Raw genomic sequence first — 21,479 nt, forward strand, 5'->3', positions numbered from 1 at the left:
TGTAGACGTCCGGGTCCGCCGGAATGTGAGGTCACACCTTCGTGGAACCCGTGACCACGGTCGCGCCCAGCTCGTCCGACTCGTGCACCCGCGGCGCGAGCCCCACCGCGGCGAAGATCCCGCTCAACACCGGTGCCTGGCGCGTGCTCGTCTCCACCAGCAGCGTCCCACCCGGCGCGAGCCAGCGCGAGGCGCCCTCGGCGACGCGCCGGGCGAGGTCGAGACCGTCGGAACCCCCGTCGAGCGCGACGCGCGGTTCGTGCAGCCGCGCCTCGGGCGGCATCGTCGCCACAGCCTCCGAAGGCACGTACGGCACGTTCGCCAACAGCACGTCGACCCGCCCGCGCAGGGACGCCGGCAGCGCGTCGTAAAGATCGCCCGCGTGCACCTCGGCAAGAGGGAGGTTCAGCCGGGCGCACGAGACAGCCGCGGGTTCGACGTCGGCCGCGTGCAGCTCACGAGGAGTCACGAAAGCGCCGAACGCGGCACCCAGCGCACCCGAGCCGCAGCACAGGTCGAGCACCACCGGGTCCGGCGGCGCGAGCGAGACGGCGACGTCGACGAGGAACTCGGTGCGGTGCCGCGGCACGAACACCCCGGGCCGCACGGTGATCCGCAGGCCGTGGAACTCCGCCCAGCCCAGCAGGTGCTCCAGCGGCAGCCCGTCGACCCGGCGCGCCACCAGCGACTCGAGTTCCGCGGGGGTCGACGCGGCCGCGACGAGCAAGTCCGCCTCGTCCTCGGCGAAAACACAGCCCGCCGCGCGCAGCCGGGAAACGATCGGTGAAGTGTCCAACGAGGAGTGAGCTTACTGGACCGTCACCGCGTCCCCGACGTTCAGGCCGTCGAAGAACGCGGCCGAATCGGCGTCGGTGAGGTGGACGCAGCCGTGCGACGGCGCGTCCAGCGGCCCGGCGTGGAAGGCGATGCCGCCGGCGGCGAAGAACACCGAGTTCGGCATGTTCGTGCCGTACTCGCTGCTCGTGTGCTCGCGGTCCTTCCAGACGACGTGGAACGACCCGGCCGGCGTCGTCTGGTCCGGCGGCCCGAACCCGGCCGGGACCGGGCCGCGCACGACCCGGCCGTCCCGCAGCAGCCAGGCGAGGTGCTGCGCGAGGCTCACGCACGCGCCGGTCGTGACCGCGCAGGGCGGTGCGGGCGGCGGCGTGGTCGTGGTGACCGGAGTGGACGTCCGGACGAGCGGCGCGGGTTCCGCGATCGGGGTCGGCGTCGTCGTGCGCGGCGCCGCGCACGACGCCGTGACCAGCGTCAACCCCAGCAGGGTGACCACCCTGGTAGTGCGCATGCCTCTTCCCCTCGCCGAAGTTCTCCCGCCGATCAGTACGGGTGAGCCGCCCCGGAGGTTGAGCCGCGCGTGCACCCGGGTTGTCCCTGCGTGCACCGCGCCTACCAGGGTGGGTACCCGGAGGGACAAGGTCGAACCATGACGAAGCTGAGCGCCGAGCAGATCGCCCGGCACGCCTACGCGGCCGGGTTCCGCGGCCAGGGCCTGACCACGGCGGTCGCGGTCGCGCTGGCCGAGTCCGGCGGGCGGTCGACCGCGCACAACGCCACCCCGCCGGACGACTCCTACGGCCTCTGGCAGATCAACATGCTGGGCGCGCTCGGCCCGGAACGGCGCCGGCAGTACCACCTGAAGTCCGATGACCAGCTGTTCGACCCGGACACCAACGCCCGGGTCGCGAACAGCATCTCGGGCGACGGCCACGACTTCACGCCCTGGTCGACGTACACGAACGGCGCGTACAAGCACCACTTGACGGCCGCCCGCAAGGCCGCCCAGGACGTCACGAAGCACCACGGGAAGCCCGGCGGGGGCAGCACGGGCGGCAGCACCCTCCGGGTCGACGACGCGGTGCTGCACTCCTACGTGCACCGCACCCGGCACGTCGCCGACGCGCTGGGCACCACGACCGGGCAGCTGCGCGACGTCCGCGAGATCGCGCGGGACAGCTTCGGGAAGATCGGCGAGGAGTCGGGCTTCGCCGACGCGCTCGCCGGGTTCGGGCTGGCGCTGCAGCGGCAGGTCAAAGGCGTCGGCGCGCACGCCGACGGGCTCGCGTCGGCGGCCGGGAAGGCCGCGAAGTCCTATCGCGACCACGAGACGGCCACCGCCGCCGCGCTGAACGGGAAGGGCTGACGTGGACACCGCCGCACTCGCGCGCTCCTTCGCGAAGGACCTCGTCGCGCACCGCAACAAGCTCGCCGGGAAGGCCGAATACGCCGTCCGCGCCGAATACGCGCTGCACCAGGTGGCCGGGGCGCTGGACGCCCAGCACGACGCCTACCACAAGGAAAGCACCACGGTCCTGGACCACTGGCACGGCCGCGGTGCCGACGGCTTCCGCCACCACAGCGCGAAGCTGACGAACGAACTGAAGGTCACCGGTGCGGCCGGCGCGGCGGCGGAGAAGGTCGTCGCGCACGTCGCGTCCACAGTGGACAGCGGGCACGCGGCCGTGCAGCGCCTGGTCGACGAGTACACCGCCCAGGCCAAGCAGGTTCTCGACGCCGGGGTCGCGGCCGGGACGCAGGCGGCGCTCATGCGGGCCGTCGGGCACGCCGCCGACCTCGCGCCGCGGTACACGCGGCAGTCGGCGTCGACGCTGCGGCACGTCGACGCGGAACTCAAGGCGGCGGCTAAGGAACTGCACGAGCTGCGAAAGGACCTGACGCACGACGAAGCCGGGGACAAGACCGCGCCCACGAAAGCGGTTTCAGGGCGGGGCAAGGACATCGTCCACGCGGCGCGCACCCAGCTCGGCGTCCGGGAGAGCCCGCCGGGCAGCAACCGGAACCCGTACGGGCCGACCGCGGCGTGGTGCTCGTCGTTCGCGACGGCGATGTGGCGCAAGGCCGGCGTGAAGATCCCGGTCCTGCCCTTCAGCGGCGACGTCTACCACTGGGGTGAGCGCAACGGGCACGCGTACGGCAAGAACTCGCTGCACGAAGCGAAACCCGGGGACGTGCTGATCTTCGGCACCGGCCCCCAGAACACGTCAACGAGCACGCACATCGGCATCGTCGAGAAGGTGGAAGGGAACCGGGTCACGATGATCGAGGGCAACTCCGGGGACGCCGTCCGCCGGAACACCCACACGCTCTCGGCGTCGACGTTCTACGGAGGGGTGCACCCGTGATCACCGGAAAAGCCGCCGACCGGACGGTCGCCGTGGAGGTCGCGCCCGGTGGGGCGCTGCAGGAGCTGACGCTGGAAGCCGCGGCGCTGCGGCTGGAGCCGGACGAGCTGGCACGCCGGATCCTGCTGCTGACAGCGGCCGCGTCGGCGCGGGCCACGGCTTCCTTGTGGCACAACGCGGACGGCGTCGAGGCGCTCGGCCTGCCCGAGCCGGGGGAAGCCGCCGAAGAGACCATTCCGGACAGCTGGCGGGCGCAGTGAACGACTCGCGGACTGCTTCGGAACTGGCTGACGACGCTTTCGCGGCCGAGGAGCCGGGGTTCGGGGCTCGGTTGGCGGCCATTCGCGCGGCCGCGGCGGAGGACGGGGTGTCGGTGGTGGTCGACCTGCACGGCGCGCTGGTGGACCTGCGGTTCGACCGGTGGGCGCTGAACAAGTCACCGGGGGAGCTGGCCGGGCTGATCCGGCGGCTGGCTTCGGAGGCGGGCGCGGAGACCTTGCGGCAGGGCCGCGAGCTGCTGGGCGATCTCCTGCCCGGGGAAGGCCCGAGGATCGGACCGCGGCCGGTGAGCGTGACCGACGCCGGGCCGAGGATCCGCCCGCGCGAGCACACCGGGCCGGACGACTCCTTCCTGCCGGCGACCTGGGCTACCTAGGGTCGTGAGTGACTGCTCACCGGACGTCGTCGACCAGCCGCGCCAGGCGGTCGGCCAGCCACGGGCCGTCCGCCGGGGTGACCGTCACCCACGGCTCGCCGCCCACGTCCTCCGGGGTCACCGCGTACCGGCCGGCCGCCGTGTCGAACCAGGCCAGCACCGGGCTCCGGCCCGCCGGGCCCGTCGCCGCCAGCTGGCCGGCCGCGTACCGCTCCGCCGTCACCAGCGTGGCCAGCGGGCGGACCGCGCGGCCGGTGATGCCGGCCGTGCTCAACGCCCGTTCGAACGCGTCGTACCCGCTGCGCGCGTAGGCGTCCATCGCCGCCGAATAAGCGGCCCGGGGCAGGCGCAGCTGATCGCCGGGGCCGGGTCCGGCGTCGCCGAGCATCCGGGCCACCGCGGTGACCAAGTCGTGGGGGCGCACCGGCTCCAGCACCAGGTCGCGGTCGTCCAGCACCGCGAGCACGCCGGCGCCGTCCCGGGCCGCCGCGAGCAGCCGCCAAGGCGCTTCGCCCAGCACCAGCGCGTCGATGCTGAGCGACGGCGAACCCAGCAGCACGACCAGGTCCGCCAGTTCCGGGTCGACGTCGTCGCCGTCGGTGAGCCCCGCTTCGGTGAGGCCGGCGAAGACCTGGACGCCCAGGTCGTCGCGCTCGGCGTGCGTCGCGCCGTGCGACGGCACGTCGAACGGGTACGGCGGCGGCCCGCCCGGTCCCAGGTCCTCCCAGAGGAGATCGAATTCCAGATGCGACAGGATCACTCCCGCCGCCGTCGCGGTGCGCCGCGCCATGGTCCCCCTTCCCGTGCCGAGCGGCCGCCGTCCGGCACGATGGTGCCGATGGCCGAGCCGCAGTCGATGGACGTCCCCGCGAGCGGGTACCTCGTCGTCCGCGCGTCCGGCGCGGCGGCCGCGCGCGCCGCGATCCTCGGCGGCCGCGGCGACCCCGAGGACGTCCAGCTGCTGCTGCGCTGTCCCGTCCCGCGGGCGGTCGCCGAGTCCGGCGCGAAGCTGACGTTCGCCGACGCGACGCTGCACCTGCAGCCCTCCGGCGTGGTGATGCTGACCGTCGCGGCGGCGAAGCTGTCGATCTCGTTCGCCGAGCTGCGGCCGCTGATGTTCCGGCCGGTCGAGGTCGACGCGCCGCTGCGGTCGTTGTTCGCCGGCGCCGTCGCGCACGTCGTGGCGGCCGGTCCGCGGCTCGACCCGCACGGGCTCGCCCACCACCTGCTGGGCCTGGCCGAACTGGTGCTGCGAAGCGCGCTGCGCGTCGAACTCGACCGCGTCGACGCGCTGGCGACGCGAAGGCGCGAAGCGCTCGAGTACATGCGCGCGCACCTCGGCGAGCAGTCGCTCAGCGCGGACAAGATCGCCGAAGCGCTGTACATCTCGCGTCGGCGGCTGTACCAGCTCTTCGACGACGGCCAGGGCGTCGCGGAACGGCTGAAGGGCCTGCGGATCGAGCGTGCGAAGGCGGTGCTGGCCGACCCGGCGAAGGCGGGGCGCGGGATCGCGGAGATCGCGCGGGACTGCGGGTTCACCAGCGCCCCGCACTTCTCGCGGACGTTCCGCCAGGCGACCGGCCGGACCCCGCGCGAGTTCCGGGAGCGGGCGCTGCGGGGCTGAGGTCGACGCCGGCGACGAGCGTCCCGGCCAGCCCGGCGACCTCCAGCCAGCCGCGGCCGCCGGGGGAGTGCAGGGTGAACACGGCGGCACGCGGCCGGTCCGGGTCGAGCACGACGGCCTGCAGCTGCGCGCCGGACAGGCCGATCCGCTCGACGATCACCACAGGGTAGCCGCGGCTGGTGTGCGCGTTGCTGACCTCGCGGATGCCGGGGGTCGTGTCCGCGATGAAGTACCCGAGGTCCGCGGCCTCGCCGGGGTGGTCGACGGGGACGACGCCGGCGATGAGCAGGGCGGGGTCGGCGTCGCGGTGTTCGACGAGGGCCAGCAGCCCGGCGCGCTGCTCGTGGGCGATCTCCGCGCACTGGACGGCGGCGGCTTCCAGGCCGAGGTCGCGGGCGGCGTCGGGACCGCGCAGGCGCGCCATCAGCGCGTGCAGCTCGGCGGTGGTGCGCTCGACCGAGTCCAGGTTCACCGGGGTGATCCCCGGAACGGCGGGCAGTTTCACCGGCCACCCAGCGCCGCGGCGAACGCGCTGACGGCACCCGGCGGCGGCGTGACCTTGCCCGCGGGGGTGCGCGCGATGGTCACGGCCAGCTCGCGCCCGGCGGCCGAGAACGTCTCCAGGTGGGCGGTGATTCCGGCTCGATCGGGGGCTTCCGGCAGGGGATTGCCGCCGGTCAGGCGGCCGGCGACGCGGGCCGCTTCGGCGTGGTGGGCGCGTTCCAGGTCGCGGGCTTCGGCGAGGACGCGGCCGAGGTCGTCTTGCCGGGCGGTGAGCCGGGCGCGGGCCGCGGTGAGGTTCGGCTCGGTGGCGGGGGAGAACTGGGCTTCGGTTTCGGCTCGTTCGACGTCGTCGCGCGCGGCGGTGACGGCTTGGCGGGCGGCGGTGGCGCGGCGGTCGAGGTCTTCGGCCCGGCGGTGGTGGGCGGCGAGGGTGCCGGCCCAGTCTTCGAGGAGGCCGGCGGCGGCGCGGAGGGCTTCGCGGGTGGCGGCGAGGCCGGTGGCGGCGTTTTCGGCTCGGTCGGCGAGGGCTTGCGCGGAGCGGCCGGCCCATTCGGGGATCGGGCCGGGGGAGCGGATTTCCTCGAGGCGGGCGGCTGTGGCGGCGTAGCGGCGGGCGGTTTCGGCGACGGCGTCGGGGCGTCCGGGGACGGGGTCGAAGCCCAGGCCGCGGAATTCAGCCATCGGCTCGGCTCGATTCGGCTGCGGGGTGGGGGCCGGTGGTTGTGGGGCGGCTGGGCGCGTAGGTCGGGTCGGCTGTCGGTTTGGTGGGGTGGGGGCCGGCGGTCGTGGGGTGGCTGGGTGTGTGGGTTGGGCTGGCTGTTGGCTTGGTGGGGTGGGGGCCGGCGGTCGTGGGGTGGCTGGGTGTGTGGGTTGGGCTGGCTGTCGGTTTGGTGGGGCGGGGGCCGGCGGTCGTGGGGTGGCTGGGTGTGTGGGTTGGGCTGGCTGTCGGTTTGGTCGCGCGGGGGCCGACAGTCCCGGGGCGGCCGGGCGCCTGGGTCGGCCGCCGGGCTGCTTTCGCGGCGCAGCCAGACTCGTGACTCCGTTCAGCCATCAGCCCGGCCCAGCTCCTCTGCCGCGGCCGCATCCGTTGCCCGGTAGGCCTTCGCGGCCGTCCGGACATCCGCTGCCGCTGCGGTGAAATCCCTCTCCACCGCCCGTATCCTGCCGGACCACTCGCCCGTCAGCGCGGTCAACGCTGCCGCGACCGGGCCCGGCCCGACCTCATCCGGCGATGGCAGCGAAGCCGCCGCCGCGCCGTACTCCTCGGCCGTGTCCTCCAAGCGCCGCGCCAGCGCGTCGAGGGCTGCCGGGTCCGCGTGGAAGCCCGTCATTCGCCGAACACCGGGGGGTACGCCGGCGGGAGGTCGTCGAGGAGGTCGTAGCCCTTCGCGTACTTGTCGCGGTGCTCGGTGTCCTCCTCGCGCCGCGCTCCCTGGCCCGGTGGGTACATGCCGTACCCGCCCGCCGGGCCGCGGCCGGCCGTCCCGCCCGGTCCGTAACCCGTTGTCCCGGCGCCGAAACGTCCCGCGCCGGCTCGGCCGCCCTCGCCGAGCGCACCCGGCGTTCCCGCGACGGGGAAGCCGTAGCCGGCCGCCGCCGAACCCGGTCCGGCGGCGCCGATCACCCCGTCGAACGTGCCCGGGACCCCGGCGCCGGTCACTACCGGCGGCAACGCGGCCGCCGTCGACGTCGAGTCGTCCGGTCCGGTGCCCGGCTCGTGGCCGGCTCCGTCGTGCGGACCGGGACCCGGCTCGCCGGGGCCGCCCGGACCCGGCGGCACCGGGGGCCCAGGCGGGACAGGGGGCCCAGGCGGGGGCGCCGGTGGCAGCGGTGTGCTGTCGGGCCCGGCGGTCACCGGCGGCGCCGTGTCGAACTCCGGGGGCAGCCGGTGGCGGACGTCGTGGCTCGCGCCCTCGTACTGCTCCATCACGCGGACCGCCTCGGCCTTGGCGGCGTCGGCTTCCCGCTTCGTCGGCAGCTTGTCGTCGAGCAGCTGGTCCAGCATGTACGTGCCCTCGGGGCCGTCGAGCCGCTTCACCGCGTAGCCCTGCCGGAACCACCGCTCGGCCCAGTAGTGCACCGGCTCGGGCATCCGCTGCTTGGCTTCGCCGACCACCGACGTGTAGTCCTCCAGCCCGGAGCCGACGCGCTGGGCGTTTTCGCCCACCGTCGTCGCCCAGCCGGTCAGCCGGTCCACCGACGCCGCGGCCTGGTCCGCCGACGGCCCCGTCCACGACTCCCGCAGCTTCCGCACCAGTCTCGACACTTCGTCGGTCGCGGAGCCGACGCCCTCGGCCACCTGCCGCCACCAGTCCGTGTGCTGGGACAGCTCCGCGGGGATGGCCGACTGCGTCATGTCCCACAGCTCGCGGTGCTCGTAGGCGTCCCAGTTGATCTTGCCGAACGTGGCTTCGCGGTCGTTGACGGCCTTCTCCCGGCGGACGCGCCGGGCCTTGGCCCGCTGCCGCGCGGTCGGCGCGTGGTGGGTCGAGTAGAACTCAGGCATCGACGTCCCCCGCCGGCAGTGCCGTGGCGGCCTCTTCGTCGTTGCTCTGGTGCATCGCCACGACGGTGTCGAGCGTCTGCCGCAGCGTCGCCAGCTCGTTCAGGTACGACTGCAACGCGGTCTGCAGCCCGCCGCCGCGGACCGCGAACGAGCGGCGCATCCAGTGGGCGACCGGGCCCTTGCCGTTGGCCAGCTCGACGTCGAGGCTCTTGGCCGTTTCGAGGTGCTGGGTCAGCTCCTCGACGCGCGCGTCGATGGCGCTCTTGGCGTCGTCGACGCCGCCGTACTGGAGCTCGATGCCGCTGGTCACCGGCCCCGCGACGACCAGCTCGTCGTTCTCACGCCGCCGTTCCGCCCGCAGCTGCCGCCGCGCGTCGGCTTCGTCGCGCACAGTCGCCATTTGAGGTCCTCCCTCGCCACCCAGGCGTCCATCCTGGCCAATGCCCGCCGCGAAGAGAAGACCGCCCCACCCGGGTGCACGGGTGGACACGAAGACTGCACGGGCGGATAGGGCAGGATGTCCGGATGATCCCGCGTCGCGTGTTCGGAGTCGTTTTCGCCGCCCTCACCGGGCTCGTGGTGCTGGCCGGACCGGCCACCGCCCACACCGACCTGGCGTCCAGCTCACCCGCCGAAGGTGCGTCGCTCACGGCCGCGCCGTCCGAGGTCAAGCTGACCTTCGAGGAGCCGGTGACGCTGCCGCCGGAGGCCATCAAGGTCACCGGCCGCGACGGCACGGCCTGGACCGTCGGCACGCCCACCGTGGCCGGGGCCGTCGTGACCGCGCCGGTGACGCCGTCCGGACCGGCCCAGGCCTACACGCTGACGTGGAAGGTGATCGCGAAGGACGGCGACAACCTCACCGGCACCGTGCACTTCACCCTCGCGGCCACCGCGCCGGCGACGACGTCGGCACCGGCTCCCGCGACGGCCGCGCAGGCCCAGGCGCCCGCGCCGGCCGCGGTGGCCACCGGCATCCCCGGCTGGATCTGGGTCGTGGTCGCGATCGCCGGCCTGCTCGCCGTCATCGTCGTCGGGCTGCGGCAGCTGCTGGGCCGCCGGAAGGACTGAGCTACTCCCGCGGAACCGTCACGACCCATCGTTCGGGACGGCGGCGCAGGTAGCCCCACCAGTACAGCGCCGACACCACCAGCACACCGGCGGTGATCCCGAGGTCGAGCGCGCTCTGTTCCACCAGGACGTAGGCGAGCGCCGCGACCGCGAGCACCGGCACCACCGGCCAGGCCGGCATCCGCCACACGTGCGGCTTCCGGTGCGCGGCCCGGCGGGCGCGCAACGCGGCGGCCGCGACGCTCAGGTAGAGCGCGACGACTGCTACACCGGTGACGCCGCTGAGCGTGTCCACGGGCACGAAGCACAGGACGGCTTCGGACAGCCCGACCACGAGGGTGGCGACCCACGGCGCGCCGAACCGGTCGCTCACCACGCTCATCGCGCGGTTGACCGGCGCCGGCCACGCCCGGTCGCGCGCGGAGGCGTAGAGCACGCGCGAGTTCTGGATGACCATGACGATCACCGCATTGACGATCGCGGCCGCGATGCACAGGCTGATCGCGGCGCCGACGGCGGAGTTGCTCCAGCCCGTGACCAGCGCGGTGAGGTCGACACTCGCGAGTGCGGCGGCGTCGGGCACCGCGAGGGTCACGGCGACGACCGGGACGAGGATGACGAGCGCGCTGATCCCGAGCGTCCAGAACACCGTGCGGGCCACGGTCTTGCGCGGCTCCCGCATCTCCTCGGCGAGGTAGACGGCGGTGCTGAAGCCCTGCACGACGAACAACGCGACGGCGAGCCCGGCGACGACGGCGATGAGCCCGATCGAGCCCGTCCCGAGGCTCGGCTTGACCAGCACCGCCGGGCTTTGCGTCGTGTGCGTGAACCCGAGCAGGGACACGGCGAAGATCGCGACGACCTCGATCACCAGGAAGATGCCGGTGATCCAGGCGTTGGCGCGCAGGTTCAGCAGGCCCATCACGGTGGACGCGAGCATGACGAGCGCCCCGGCGACCGACGGGTCGATGTCGGCGACCGCGGCCACGTAGTCCGCGACGCCGATCGCGATGATCGGCGGGACGACGAGGATGACGATGAACGACAACATGAACGTCAGCCAGCCGGCGAAGCGGTTCGCCACCGTCGTCACCATCGCGTATTCGCCGCCCGCGCTCGGTACCAGCGTGCCGAGTTCCGAGTAGCAGAAGGCGATTCCGACGCAGAGCAGCACCGCGAGGGCGATGGCGAGGGCGGTGCCGGTGCCGAGGTCGGCGAACAGCGGGGGCACTAGGACGAACAGCGACGACGCCGGCGTCACGCAGCTGAGCGTGAGCAGGGTGCCGCCGCCGACGCCGATGGAACGGGTGAGGGTCTTCTTCGCCGGGGCGGGCGCGGTGACGTCGGGCGGGGCGGGAGTGCGGGGCATGGGCGTTCCCTCCGGCCGGGAGCAAGGTGCGACGGATGGAACAGCACCGATTCGGTGTTGTCAACGCAACAAAGACGACCGAAATCGTCGTCTGGCTGGCCGTGCGCCTTCGGATTTAGTCACGGGTTGTGACGGCGTGCCGGGATTGCCCTGTGTCGCCCGCGTCGGGGATGATCCGGGGCGTGAGCAGCCAGGACACCCCGAGCCGGCCCGCGCCGCCGGTGCTCGACGACATCTCGCGGCAGATCATCGCGCAGCTGCAGGAGGACGGCCGGCGCGCGTACGCGACGATCGGCAAGGCCGTCGGCCTGTCCGAAGCCGCCGTGCGGCAGCGGGTGCAGCGGCTGTCCGACTCCGGCGTCATCCAGATCGTCGCCGTCTCGGATCCCTTGCAGGTCGGGCTGTTCCGGCAGGCGATGATCGCGATCACCGTGGACGGTCCCCTCGAGCCGGTCGGTGACGCACTGGCCGAAATGGACGAAATCGCGTACGTGATCCTCTGCGCCGGGCGCTACGACCTGCTGTGCGAGGCCGTCTGCGCGGACGACGAGGCGCTGCTGCAGCTGATCTCGACGCGGATCCGCGCGCTGCCGGGCGTCCGGCACGCGGAGGCGATGGTGTACCTCAAGCTGCGGAAACAGACCTACCAGTGGGGTACTCGCTGAGTGTGACGACTAAATCCGAAGGTTGTTGGTCGTAAATGACCTTGAATTAGTCGGCCAAGTTCGGCCGGACGACTGAATCGCTTGCTTCGGTGGTCCGAGGCGTGCGATAACCGAGGCATGACCACTACCGCCGACCTCGCCTCCGTCGACGCCGCCGGCCTCGCCCAGGCCGCCCGCAGCAACCTCTGGATGCACTTCACCCGCCACTCTTCCTACGACGAGACCGACGTGCCGGTGATCGTGCGCGGCGAAGGGCCGTACATCTGGGACGCCCGCGGGAAGCGCTATCTGGACGGGCTCGCCGGCCTGTTCGCGGTCCAGGTCGGCCACGGACGCGAGGAGCTCGCCGAAGCCGCCGCGCGCCAGACGAAGCAGCTCGCGTACTTCCCGCTGTGGGGTCACGCGCACCCGACGGCGATCGAACTGGCGTCCCGGCTGGCGTCGGCCGCTCCGGGCGACCTGAACCGCGTGTTCTTCACCGTGAGCGGCGGCGAATCCGTCGAAACGGCGTGGAAACTGGCGAAGCAGTACTTCAAGCTGGTCGGGAAACCGACGAAGCACAAGGTGATCAGCCGCGCGCTGGCCTACCACGGCACGTCTCAAGGCGCGTTGTCGATCACCGGCATCCCGGGTGCGAAGGCCGATTTCGAGCCGCTCGTGCCGAGCACCCTGCGCGTGCCGAACACGAACTTCTACCGCGCGCCCGAGCACGCCGACGACTACGCTGCCTACGGGCGCTGGGCCGCCGACCAGATCGAGCAGGCCATCGAGTTCGAGGGCGCGGACACGGTGGCCGCGGTGTTCCTCGAGCCGGTGCAGAACACCGGCGGCTGTTTCGTCCCGCCGCCGGGGTACTTCGAGCGGGTGCGCGAAATCTGCGACAAGCACGACGTGCTGTTGGTGTCCGACGAGGTGATCTGCGCGTTCGGCCGCGTCGGGTACGACTTCGCCGCGAAGCGCTACGGGTACCAGCCCGACATCATCACGACGGCGAAGGGCCTGACGTCCGGGTACGCGCCGCTGGGGGCGGTGCTGGCTTCGGAGCGGTTGATGGAGCCGTTCACGCGTGGCTCGACGACGTTCATGCACGGGTCGACCTACGGCGGGCACCCGGTGTCGTGCGCGGTCGCGCTGGCCAATTTGGACTTGATGGCTCGTGAAGGGCTCTACGAACACGTGCTTTCGTCGGAGGACGCATTCCGGTCCACTTTGGACAAGCTGACGGACCTGCCGATCGTCGGGGACGTCCGCGGGGCGGGGTTCTTCTACGGCATCGAACTGGTGAAGGACAAGGCGACCAAGGAGACGTTCAGCGCGGCGGAGTCGGAGCGGGTGCTGCGCGGGTTCTTGTCGGAAGCGTTGTTCGAAGCGGGGTTGTACTGCCGGGCCGACGACCGGGCCGAGCCGGTGGTGCAGCTGTCGCCGCCGTTGATCTGCGGGCAGCGGGAGTTCGACGAGATGGAGCAGATCCTGAGGGACACGCTGACCCGGGCGTGGAAGATGCTGTAGGGCGCGCCTCCGGCCCCCGGTATCCACGCTAGCGGAGGGCACCGACAGTTCCGGCGAAGTCGCGCGGCGGGCCGCTCCGCCGTCCTGCGCAGTCGGCGGGTTGACCCGAAAGGGCGGCGAATCGCGGGTTCCCCGCCCCACGCGGGCTTTCTGAGTACCGTGGATCGCGGGGGGACCGGGGGGAGCGGCCGGTGACCGGGCCGCCCGTGTCCGCGCCGACCGGCCGCGCACCCGGGAGGAGACCCGATGACCGCGACCACGGACACCCCGCGCCTGCCTTTCGAGCGGCCGAACGTCCTGGAGATCGCTCCGCTCTTCGACGTGCTGCGCCGGCAGGGGCCCGTCGTGGCGGTGACCACGCCCACCGGGGACCCGGCCTGGCTCGTCACCGGGTTCGACGAGGTCCGCGCCGTCTTCACCGACTCGCGCTTCGGGCGCTCGCACCCCGCGCCCGAAGAGGCGTCGGCGCTGTCGGACGCCGCCATCCTCAGCCGGCCGCAGGGGGACCACGAAACCGAGCACGTCGAACACGCGCGGATGCGGCGGATGCTCGTGCCCGCCTTCTCCGCCAACCGGATCCGGCGGCTCGCCGGCCACGTCCAGGAGCTGGCCGACGGCTGCTTCGCCGCGATGGACCGCGCCCGGCACGGCGACGAGCCCGTCGACCTGCACGAACACCTCTCCTTCCCGCTGCCCGTGCTCGTGATCTGCGAGCTGCTCGGCGTCCCCTACGAAGACCGCGAGACCTTCCGCGTCCTGTCCGAGCGGGTGGGCCGGATGGACATCGGCTCCGGCGCCGAAGCCGCCCTCGACGAGTTCGCCGCCTACATGGGCCGGCTCGCGACGGCCAAGCGGCGCGACCCCGGCCAGGACGTCGTCTCGGACATGGTCCGGGCCCAGGCCGACGACCCCGCCTTCACCGACGACGACCTCGCCCGGCTCGCCGCCGGCCTGCTCTTCGCCGGCCACGAAACGACGTCGAACCGGATCGACCTCGGCGTGCTCTACCTGCTGACCGACCTCGCGCGGCGCGACGCCGTCGTCGCCGACCCCGACGGGCAGGTCCACGGTGTGGTCGAGGAGATCCTGCGGCTGTCCGCGCCGGGCGGGCTCGGTGTCCTCCGGTACGCCCACGACGACGTCGAGCTCGGCGGCGTGCGGGTCGCCCGCGGCGACGCGGTCGTCCTCGCGCTGGCCGCCGCGAACCGGGACCCGGCCGTGTTCCCGGACGCCGGCGAGTTCGACGCCGGGCGCAAGCCGAATTCGCACGTGTCGTTCGCCTACGGCGGCTGGTTCTGCATCGGCGCGAGCCTCGCCCGCACGGAACTGCGCGTCGTGTTCGGCTCGCTGTTCCGCCGGTTCCCCGGGCTGCGGCTCGCGGTGCCCGTCGACGAGCTGGAAGTGCGGACGAACCGGGTCACCGGGGGAGTGGACCGCGTGCCGGTCCTCTGGTAGACCTGCGGCGGTGACGCTGTGGGACAGGCTCGGGATGGACGACAAGCTCATCAAGGTGCTGAAGGAGATCCCGCCGGGCCCGGACGCGCCGGAGTTCGGCCCGGCCTACGTGACCATCCACCAGCTGGCGGTCGAGCTCGACCAGCGGTTCCCCGAGGTCCGCAAGCAGCTCGACGTGCCCCTCGGCGGCGGCTCGACGCGGCACGCCGGGCTGGTGGAGCTGCTCGGCAAGGAACTGGTCGACAAGATCAAGCGCTACGGCGACGTGTACCCGATCGAAGCGGCGCAGCTGTCTTCGGTGCGGTTCCGCGAGCTGCGGCTGCGCGGCCCGGGCGGGCGTGACCTGGTGGGCGCGTCGCGCACCGACCTGCCGCTGATCCGCCTGCGGCCCAAGGACCAGGACTGACGGTGCTGCCCCCGCCACCCGTCCGGGTCCTGGTGGCCGAACGCGACCCGGCGGTGCGATCCCGGCTGGGTGCCCTGCTGGACGAGGCGGACGGCATCGAGCTGATCGGCTCCGTCCCGGACGCGCCCGCGGCCCGGACGACGTTGCGCCGCCGGCTGCCCGACGTGGTGCTGCTGGACCTGCGGCTGGGCTCGCTGGGGCCGGTGTTCCGCCGCCCGGCGGTGCTGGCACTGGTGACGTTCGACTCCGACGCGGGGATCCTGCGGGCCCTGCGCGACGGCGCCTCGGGGTACGTGCTGCGCTCGGCCCGGCGCAACGAGCTGATCAAGGTGGTCCGCCTGGCCGCCGACGGGCATGTGGTGCTGTCGCCGGACGCCTCCCGCCGGCTGGTCTCGGCGGCGACCCGGCTGTCGGGCCCGCGCGACGAGCGGCTCGCGGGCGTCGACCGGCTGTCGGCGCGGGAGCGGGAAGTGCTGATCGGCATCGGCTCGGCGCTGACGAACGCCGAGATCGCGACGCGGCTCGAGCTGCCGGAGCCGGTCGTGCGGACCGTGGTGGACCAGGTGGTGCGGAAGCTGGGGTGCGCGCACCGGACCGAAGCCGGCTTGCTGGCCTACGAACGAGGCCTGTGCCGCCCGGGGTCGTGAGTGGTAATTCGGGTTCTGACCCGAATCACCACTCACGACCGGGTCAGAAGCCGGACAGGCTGTTCGGGACGCCCACTCCCGTCGGGGCGTCGTAGCCCGGGCCCGCGACGCACAGGTAGTCGCCGCCGCACTTCTTGCCGGCACCCGCCGGGTCGTTGCTACCCGCCGTGATGTCGGTGAACGACGACGCCTTCGCATACACGTCCGACGGCGCCGGGACGTGTCCCGACCGGGCGATCAGCCCCGCGATGAACGGCGCCGACGCGCTCGTGCCGTTCGCCGGGAGCCAGCCGCCCGCATCCGCGTAGTGGATCGCGATGTCCTCGGCCGCCGCGGCGACGTCCGCGACCGTTCGCTTGCCGCAGTGGGTGTCCTTCTGCCACGACGGCTTCGCGATGTACGCCGAGCAGCCGCTGCCGCCGTACAACCACGCCGATTCCGTCCACCCGCGCGCCGACGACGGGTCGCGCGCCAGCGACGTCCCGCCGACCGCGATGGTCGTCGCCAGGACCGCCGGGTAGCTCGCCGCCGTGAAGCCCGCGTCACCCGAGGACGCCACGACCGTCACGCCCGGGTGCCGGTAGTGGCTCGCGAGCGCCAGCGACGCGCCGCTTTCCCGGGCGCCGTAGCTGTTCGACACCACCGTCGCGCCCGAGCGGACCGCCGTGTCCTCCGTTTCCGCCAGGTCGGCGAAGCCCGGTGAGTTCCCTTCGACGACGAGCAGCCGGCACGACGGGCACGCCGCCGACACCATCGAGACGTCCAAAGTGGACTCCATCGCCCAGCCGAAGTCCGCCTCGGGCAGCGGGGCGGCAAGACCCTGCTGGTTGACCTTGCGGAAGCAGCCGTTCGCCGTCGTGCACGGCGGCAGGCCGTACTGCGCCCGGTAGGCCGCGAGGTCCGCCTCCAGGTTCGGCGCGTCGTAGGCGATCGAGATGCCGACGACGGTGTCCGGCCCCGCGTCGGACGGCAGCCGGTAGGCCGACGCCAGGTCGTCGGCACCCCAGCCGGCCGGGCCGTCGGCCAAGGCACGCACCGCACCCGGGGTGTACGTGGTGAGGCAGCGCGCCACCCCGGGCCGCTCGGGACACGCCGCGCGCGGTGCCGGGGACGCGGTCGCGGCCGGAGCGAACGCGACGACCAGGGCGGCGCTCAGCACGCCGATCAGTGTTCTGTACACAGTGGACTCTCCGTTCAGGCCACGTAGACGTGGTAGGCGGCGGTGATCGTCTCGGCCACGGTCGCCCCGGCCGCGTCGGACGCCGTCACGCGCAGCGAGACGTCCGTGCCGCGGAAGGTCTCCGTGACCGCGGAGAAGTCCGCGTGGAAGACCCCGTCGCCGCGGGCGGTGACCGCCGCGTCGTGCCAGGTCGTGCCGTCGTCCGAATACTGCACGGTCGCCGCCGTGACCGGCGAAGCCGTGCTCAGCTGTAGGTGCCCGACCGTCAGGTCGAGGCTCTGCGGCCCGGACACCGTGGAGCCGTCCGGACGCAGGCCGCCGACGGCGTACCCGAGGGTCAGCATCGGCTCGACCGCGCACGAGCGGTCGACTCCGCCCCGCAGGCGCAGGCAGACCAGCGCCGGCGGCAGCTCCGCGCCCTCGACGTGCTGGGACTTCCACGTCCATTCGGTGTGGGTCGCGGTGCTCTGGCGGTACATCGGGCCGGTGCGCCCGGCGTCGACCGTCAGCCCCAGCGTCGACGGCCCGGCCGCCACCGGCTGCTCCAGCGCGAGTTCGGTGACCCCGTTCTGCGGGGAGCCCTCGGCGATCGTGGCGCCGTCCTGGGTCAGCGCGTAGTGCCCGGTGATGGTGTCCCGGGCCTCGCCGTAGAAGCCCAGCCCGGTGTGTCCGGGCTGGTTGTCGCTGAACGGCGTGAGCGACAGCCGCAGCAGGTCCCCGGCCCTCGTCGCGGCCGGCGCCACCGGAACGGTGCCGTCGTCCAGCGGCAGCAGCGCGACCTCGCCCGCCGGGTGCAGCGGGAACCTGTTCCAGTCCTCGGTGACCGAGGTACCGCCCCGGTAGGCGTGGAACGGCTCGTACTGGCCCCCGGCCCAGCCCGGGAACGGACCGGGCAGCACGTACTTCGAGAACCCGCCGAACCAGCGCAGGTCCGGCGCCGCCGACACGTACTCGACCTGCCGGCGCGGCAGCTGGATCGGGTGCGACACCCGGCCGCCGGAGTCCTCGAACGAGAACATCCCGCTGCGCTGGCGCAACCCCAGCGACGAGTACTCGCTGAAGTAGGTGGAGTCGACCGCGGTGACGTCCTTCGCCGTGATGACGTACCGCTGCTGCGGAATCGTGCCGGTGCTCGCCTTCTGCAGCACGTATTCGTACGGCGTGCCCGGCCCCGGTGGGGACACCAGCCTGCTGTACGGGTACGTCTGCAGCGCGCCCGTCTTGACCGGGACGGCCGTCGGCGACACCGCGACCGGCACGCCGGGCCCGGCGTCGAAGTCGACGACCAGCGCCGGGCCCGTCTTGGCCGCGCGGCGGAACAGGAACCCGGTGTCGTCGAGCAACGCCGGCCGCGGCGTCACCCAGGTCAGCTTGCTCGACGCGCGGGACGCGTCGACGCGGACGGTCTTGTCCGCCTTGACCGCGAACTCGGGCTGCGCGCTGAAGCGCACCTCCGTCGGGTTGCCGTCGGCGTCGGCCGTCCAGAACAGGCCGAGCGCGCTGTAGTTCCCTTCTGGGGCGCTGAACTTCGCCGTGCCGCCCGAGAAGTAGTTGACGCTCTCGTTCGGGTCGAGGAGGTTCCCGTCGTCGGTGTTGTAGAGGAACGCGACACCGGTGTCGGCCGGCTTGCCCGCGATGTCGTCGGCGTCGAGCGACACCGTGCGCATCACCGAACGCGGCTGGACGGCCGGGCGCGCGCCCGGCAGCGCGAAGCGGGCGCCGCCGGCGAAGAGCCCTTGCCCGCCGAAGTGCCCGCGCGCGTTGTCCTCTTTGAACTGCTTCGCCAGCGCGGGCCCGAACGTCGCCGGGTCGGCGGGCAGCGGCGCGCCGGCCAGCAGCGCGCCGACGTCGAACAGGCTCAGGTCCAGCCCGCGCCCGAGGTAGGGCAGGGCGGTGCCGGGGACCTCGTAGTCGCGGTCGCCGAGCCGCAGGTGCACCAGCGTCCGCGCCATGCCCTTCTCCGCGGCGGGCCGGATGTCGAACAGGGACCGGCCGTCGGCGGTGGTCCGGACGCTGACGGTTTCGCCGGTGATCAAGGTGGCGGACGTCGTGGGCACCGCGGCGCCGGCCGGCGGGGGAGCGATGCCCCCGAGCCCGGCGAGCACGACCCCCAGGACGGACAAAGTTCTTCGCACTGGCACCTCCGTGTGGTGGTTGATCACCACTACCGACGAGCCAGACGCCGAACCCGTTGAGCCCGGTTCTCGATCTTCGCGAAGTTACCTCGATCGGCTCAACGACGCACAGTCTCCGAGTGCGCGGCGGGAACCGGCCGGGCGACGCCGAAACCGCCGTACGGACCGGCTTTCGCGCGCTTGCGGACCTCGTCGAAGTGCCGGTGCACGGCTTCGGCCGCGGCGTCGGCGTCACGCAGCAGGAGCGCGTCGACGATGGCCTGGTGCCGCTTCGCCGTGGCCGTCGGGGACGACGCGGGCCCGCCCAGCTCGCTTTCGGCGATCCGGTAGACGTCCCAGAACAACCCGGTCAGCTCGCGGGCGAGGTCGAACCCGGCCTCGGCGCAGATGAGGTCGTGGAACTCGCGGTCGGCCTCCGCGGCGTCGGGGCCTTTGCGCTTCATCCGCGTGACGCAGGCCTGCAGCTCCTCGACGAGGCCGGGCCGGTGGTCGGTGGCGACGCGGCGGGTCAGCTCGGTCTCGAGCATCTCCCGCACCTCCAGGAGGTCGCGCAGCCGCCCGACGTCGGTGGCGCCGCGGGCGCGGGTGCGGAACAGCAGCCACGTCTGCAGCGACTCCGAGCCGGCGGAGCCGACGAACGTGCCGTAGCCGTGGCGGATCTCGACGATGCCGAGGGCCTGCAGGGCCTTGATCGCCTCGCGGATCGAGTTGCGGCTGACGCCGATGTCCTCCATCAGGCTGAGCTCGGTGGGCATGGGTGCCCCGGGCGGGAGCTCCCGCTCGACGATCAGGTCGATGATGCGCTTGGTGATCTCTTCGCTGCGCTGCGGACGGGCCACTGCTGTCCTCCCCGGGTGCGTCGTGAGAGGACATCCTACGTCATACGTCCAGAAGGGTTGACCAGCACGCGAACCCATCCTAGGCTCACGCCGGTCATAGGACGTCCCATGTCCTACCGTTCGAGGCCCGCAGGAGACAGCGATGTCCCAGAGCCCGTCGCTCAGCCGCCGCCAGTTGCTGCGCTACACCACCTTCGCCGGGGCGGCTTTGGCGTTCCCGACCGTGCTCGCCGCGTGCGGCGGGCCGGCGTCCACCAACAAGACCGGCAGCTCGGCGGGCTCGCTGACCGCCGTCATCGGCTACGGCAACAACCAGACGTGGGACCCGCTGCAGACCGCGTCCGCGTTCTCGATGGCCGCGATCCTGCACTGCTACGAGTCCCTCGTGGAGGGTGACCCGATCACCCGCGCGCCCTTCCCCGGCCTGGCGAAAGCGCTGCCCGCGGACGTCAGCGGGACGAGCCTGAAGTTCGAGCTGCGCGACGGCGCCCAGTGGCACGACGGGCAGCCCGTCACCGCCGACGACGTCGTCTTCACCTACGCCCGCGCGCTCGACGAGAAGGAGAACGTGCTGATCCACAGCTTCTTCTCGCACTGGCTGCAGGAAGTCCGCAAGACCGGCGACCGCGCGGTCGAGTTCGTCCTCAAGTTCCCTTTCCCCTACGCGCTGCAGCGGATCCAGTGCTGCAAGATCGTCCCGAAGCACGTCTACGACGGCAAGTGGGACGACGCCAAGGGCGGCAAGGTCGTCGGTTCCGGCCCCTACAAGGTCGTCGAGCAGGCGCCGCTTTCCCACACCAGCTTCGAGAAGTTCGCCGGCTACAACGGCCCGCGCCCGGCCGCCTACGACAAGATGCTCTGGAAGTCCATCGTGGACGCCGCCCCGCGCGTCGCCGCGATCTCCGGTGCCAAGCCGGACGCGCAGATCGCCGAGAACATCCCGGCCGCCAACGCCGACCAGCTGCGCAAGGCCGGCCGCACGGTCGAGTTCGCCGACGGCGGCAACAACCTCTTCCTGCTCTTCAACACCGCGCACGCGCCGTTCGACAAGAACCTCGTGCGCCAGGCACTGCACTACGCCATCGACAAGCAGAAGATGATCGACATCGGGCTGAAGGGTGCCGGCTCGCCGGGGACGTCGTTCATCAACCCGAAGCTCCCGTCGTCGCAGCCCGCCTCCCAGGACTTCGTCTACAACCCGGAGAAGGCCAAGCAGCTGCTGCAGCAGGCCGGCGTGAGCGGCCTCAAGGTCACGCTGTCCACGACGAACACCTCGCTGGTCGCCGACTGCGTCAAGGTGATCAAGGAGGGCTGGGACGCGATCGGCGTCCAGACCACTTTGGACTCCCAGGACACCAAGGCGCTGTTCTCGAAGCTGGACGCGGGCACGGACTTCCAGGTCGTCGCGACGACCAACAACCCGCTGCAGTTCGGCAACGACCCCGACCTGATGATCCGGTACTACTACGACGCCAAGTCCATCCTCACCAGCAAGTACGCCCGCTTCACCGGCGCCGACGCCCAGTCGCTGCTCACCCTGCAGGACCAGGCCGCGGCCGAGACCGACGAGGCCAAGCGGACCGCGCTCAACAAGCAGCTGCTGGACCGGATCTCCGAGCAGGCCGTGATCTACCCGGTGGTGTTCACCCAGCTCGGCACGGCGTGGGACCCGAAGGCGATCACCGGCGTGCACGCCCAGGGCTACCCGGGCATCTACCTGAACCAGGCCAAGCCGGCCTAGGAGGAGAACACC

The 21,479-nt window shown here is 72.6% G+C and carries 24 protein-coding genes; 12 read left to right on the top strand and 12 right to left on the bottom strand.

The window, feature by feature from the left end; all coding sequences use genetic code 11:
• Positions 1 to 31 precede the first annotated feature (31 nt).
• Both BLV96_RS02875 and BLV96_RS02880 read right to left on the bottom strand, forming a co-directional pair.
• Positions 32 to 796: a putative protein N(5)-glutamine methyltransferase gene (locus BLV96_RS02875; RefSeq protein ID WP_086682952.1), complete on the bottom strand. Its 765-nt coding sequence runs from the start codon at positions 794 to 796 to the stop codon at positions 32 to 34.
• 12 nt (positions 797 to 808) lie between these two features.
• Positions 809 to 1,306: a L,D-transpeptidase gene (locus BLV96_RS02880; protein WP_086682949.1), complete on the bottom strand. Its 498-nt coding sequence runs from the start codon at positions 1,304 to 1,306 to the stop codon at positions 809 to 811.
• Between the two features lie 138 nt (positions 1,307 to 1,444).
• Between BLV96_RS02880 and BLV96_RS02885 the strand changes: the two genes are divergently transcribed.
• The 4 genes from BLV96_RS02885 to BLV96_RS02900 are packed head-to-tail and all read left to right on the top strand — an operon-like array spanning position 1,445 to position 3,816.
• The gene (locus tag BLV96_RS02885; RefSeq protein WP_086682946.1) at positions 1,445 to 2,161 is read left to right on the top strand and encodes a transglycosylase SLT domain-containing protein; all 717 of its coding nucleotides are present in this window, start codon (positions 1,445 to 1,447) and stop codon (positions 2,159 to 2,161) included.
• Between the two features lies 1 nt (position 2,162).
• Entirely contained in the window at positions 2,163 to 3,161 is a 999-nt protein-coding gene (locus BLV96_RS02890) for a CHAP domain-containing protein (RefSeq protein ID WP_086682944.1), read from the top strand.
• Positions 3,158 to 3,421, top strand: a complete 264-nt coding sequence (locus BLV96_RS02895) for a hypothetical protein (protein WP_086682941.1) — start codon at positions 3,158 to 3,160, stop codon at positions 3,419 to 3,421. Before BLV96_RS02890 ends, BLV96_RS02895 begins: the two co-directional genes overlap by 4 nt.
• On the top strand, positions 3,418 to 3,816 hold the full coding sequence (locus BLV96_RS02900; protein ID WP_086682938.1) for a hypothetical protein: 399 nt from the start codon (positions 3,418 to 3,420) through the stop codon (positions 3,814 to 3,816). The genes BLV96_RS02895 and BLV96_RS02900 overlap by 4 nt, the downstream gene beginning before the upstream one ends.
• 16 nt (positions 3,817 to 3,832) lie before the next feature.
• Here the strand turns inward: BLV96_RS02900 and BLV96_RS02905 are convergent, their stop codons facing one another.
• Positions 3,833 to 4,606: an ESX secretion-associated protein EspG gene (locus BLV96_RS02905; RefSeq protein ID WP_086682935.1), complete on the bottom strand. Its 774-nt coding sequence runs from the start codon at positions 4,604 to 4,606 to the stop codon at positions 3,833 to 3,835.
• Positions 4,607 to 4,654: 48 nt separating this feature from the next.
• Between BLV96_RS02905 and BLV96_RS02910 the strand changes: the two genes are divergently transcribed.
• A complete protein-coding gene (locus BLV96_RS02910) occupies positions 4,655 to 5,440 on the top strand; it encodes a helix-turn-helix transcriptional regulator (protein ID WP_086682959.1) in 786 nt (261 codons plus the stop codon).
• On the opposite strand, the gene BLV96_RS02915 is transcribed toward BLV96_RS02910, so the two are convergent.
• The 5 genes from BLV96_RS02915 to BLV96_RS02935 all read right to left on the bottom strand — a co-directional run bounded on the left by BLV96_RS02915 (position 5,352) and on the right by BLV96_RS02935 (position 8,850).
• Complete coding sequence (locus BLV96_RS02915; RefSeq protein WP_086682931.1) at positions 5,352 to 5,945, bottom strand: hypothetical protein; 594 nt, start codon at positions 5,943 to 5,945, stop codon at positions 5,352 to 5,354. The genes BLV96_RS02910 and BLV96_RS02915 overlap by 89 nt on opposite strands.
• Positions 5,942 to 6,625 (bottom strand): hypothetical protein, encoded by a 684-nt coding sequence (locus BLV96_RS02920; RefSeq protein WP_086682927.1) that lies wholly within the window; start codon positions 6,623 to 6,625, stop codon positions 5,942 to 5,944. Before BLV96_RS02920 ends, BLV96_RS02915 begins: the two co-directional genes overlap by 4 nt.
• Positions 6,626 to 6,987: 362 nt before the next feature.
• Positions 6,988 to 7,275 (bottom strand): type VII secretion target, encoded by a 288-nt coding sequence (locus BLV96_RS02925; protein ID WP_086684315.1) that lies wholly within the window; start codon positions 7,273 to 7,275, stop codon positions 6,988 to 6,990.
• Entirely contained in the window at positions 7,272 to 8,450 is a 1,179-nt protein-coding gene (locus BLV96_RS50250; RefSeq protein ID WP_091388708.1) for a PPE domain-containing protein, read from the bottom strand. The genes BLV96_RS02925 and BLV96_RS50250 overlap by 4 nt, the downstream gene beginning before the upstream one ends.
• Positions 8,443 to 8,850, bottom strand: coding sequence for a hypothetical protein (locus BLV96_RS02935; protein WP_086684324.1), 408 nt, complete (start codon positions 8,848 to 8,850; stop codon positions 8,443 to 8,445). Before BLV96_RS02935 ends, BLV96_RS50250 begins: the two co-directional genes overlap by 8 nt.
• Before the next feature lie 125 nt (positions 8,851 to 8,975).
• Between BLV96_RS02935 and BLV96_RS02940 the strand changes: the two genes are divergently transcribed.
• Complete coding sequence (locus BLV96_RS02940; RefSeq protein ID WP_086684327.1) at positions 8,976 to 9,521, top strand: copper resistance CopC family protein; 546 nt, start codon at positions 8,976 to 8,978, stop codon at positions 9,519 to 9,521.
• Position 9,522: 1 nt separating this feature from the next.
• Here BLV96_RS02940 and BLV96_RS02945 read toward each other — a convergent pair whose 3' ends face one another.
• Complete coding sequence (locus BLV96_RS02945) at positions 9,523 to 10,890, bottom strand: APC family permease (protein WP_091388711.1); 1,368 nt, start codon at positions 10,888 to 10,890, stop codon at positions 9,523 to 9,525.
• Between the two features lie 170 nt (positions 10,891 to 11,060).
• On the opposite strand from BLV96_RS02945, the gene BLV96_RS02950 reads away from it, so the two are divergent.
• The 5 genes from BLV96_RS02950 (at position 11,061) to BLV96_RS02970 (ending at position 15,572) form a co-directional block, all read left to right on the top strand.
• The gene (locus BLV96_RS02950) at positions 11,061 to 11,555 is read left to right on the top strand and encodes an Lrp/AsnC family transcriptional regulator (RefSeq protein WP_167379547.1); all 495 of its coding nucleotides are present in this window, start codon (positions 11,061 to 11,063) and stop codon (positions 11,553 to 11,555) included.
• Positions 11,556 to 11,672: 117 nt separating this feature from the next.
• Positions 11,673 to 13,064: an aspartate aminotransferase family protein gene (locus BLV96_RS02955; RefSeq protein ID WP_086680817.1), complete on the top strand. Its 1,392-nt coding sequence runs from the start codon at positions 11,673 to 11,675 to the stop codon at positions 13,062 to 13,064.
• Positions 13,065 to 13,310: 246 nt separating this feature from the next.
• Positions 13,311 to 14,519 (top strand): cytochrome P450, encoded by a 1,209-nt coding sequence (locus BLV96_RS02960; protein ID WP_143050912.1) that lies wholly within the window; start codon positions 13,311 to 13,313, stop codon positions 14,517 to 14,519.
• A 10-nt stretch (positions 14,520 to 14,529) separates the two neighbouring features.
• On the top strand, positions 14,530 to 14,925 hold the full coding sequence (locus BLV96_RS02965) for a hypothetical protein (protein WP_086680819.1): 396 nt from the start codon (positions 14,530 to 14,532) through the stop codon (positions 14,923 to 14,925).
• 2 nt (positions 14,926 to 14,927) lie between these two features.
• Entirely contained in the window at positions 14,928 to 15,572 is a 645-nt protein-coding gene (locus tag BLV96_RS02970; RefSeq protein ID WP_086680820.1) for a response regulator transcription factor, read from the top strand.
• A 43-nt stretch (positions 15,573 to 15,615) separates the two neighbouring features.
• On the opposite strand, the gene BLV96_RS02975 is transcribed toward BLV96_RS02970, so the two are convergent.
• The 3 genes from BLV96_RS02975 to BLV96_RS02985 form a co-directional block, all read right to left on the bottom strand.
• A complete protein-coding gene (locus BLV96_RS02975) occupies positions 15,616 to 16,752 on the bottom strand; it encodes a S53 family peptidase (RefSeq protein WP_244180019.1) in 1,137 nt (378 codons plus the stop codon).
• Between the two features lie 14 nt (positions 16,753 to 16,766).
• On the bottom strand, positions 16,767 to 18,887 hold the full coding sequence (locus BLV96_RS02980; RefSeq protein WP_208608120.1) for a hypothetical protein: 2,121 nt from the start codon (positions 18,885 to 18,887) through the stop codon (positions 16,767 to 16,769).
• Positions 18,888 to 18,985: 98 nt separating this feature from the next.
• Positions 18,986 to 19,726, bottom strand: a complete 741-nt coding sequence (locus tag BLV96_RS02985) for a FadR/GntR family transcriptional regulator (protein ID WP_086680824.1) — start codon at positions 19,724 to 19,726, stop codon at positions 18,986 to 18,988.
• A gap of 142 nt (positions 19,727 to 19,868) precedes the next feature.
• On the opposite strand from BLV96_RS02985, the gene BLV96_RS02990 reads away from it, so the two are divergent.
• Positions 19,869 to 21,467 (top strand): ABC transporter substrate-binding protein, encoded by a 1,599-nt coding sequence (locus BLV96_RS02990; RefSeq protein WP_086680829.1) that lies wholly within the window; start codon positions 19,869 to 19,871, stop codon positions 21,465 to 21,467.
• Positions 21,468 to 21,479 lie beyond the last annotated feature (12 nt).

Source organism: Amycolatopsis pretoriensis, assembly GCF_900107925.1.
Classification (GTDB): Bacteria; Actinomycetota; Actinomycetes; order Mycobacteriales; family Pseudonocardiaceae; genus Amycolatopsis; species Amycolatopsis pretoriensis.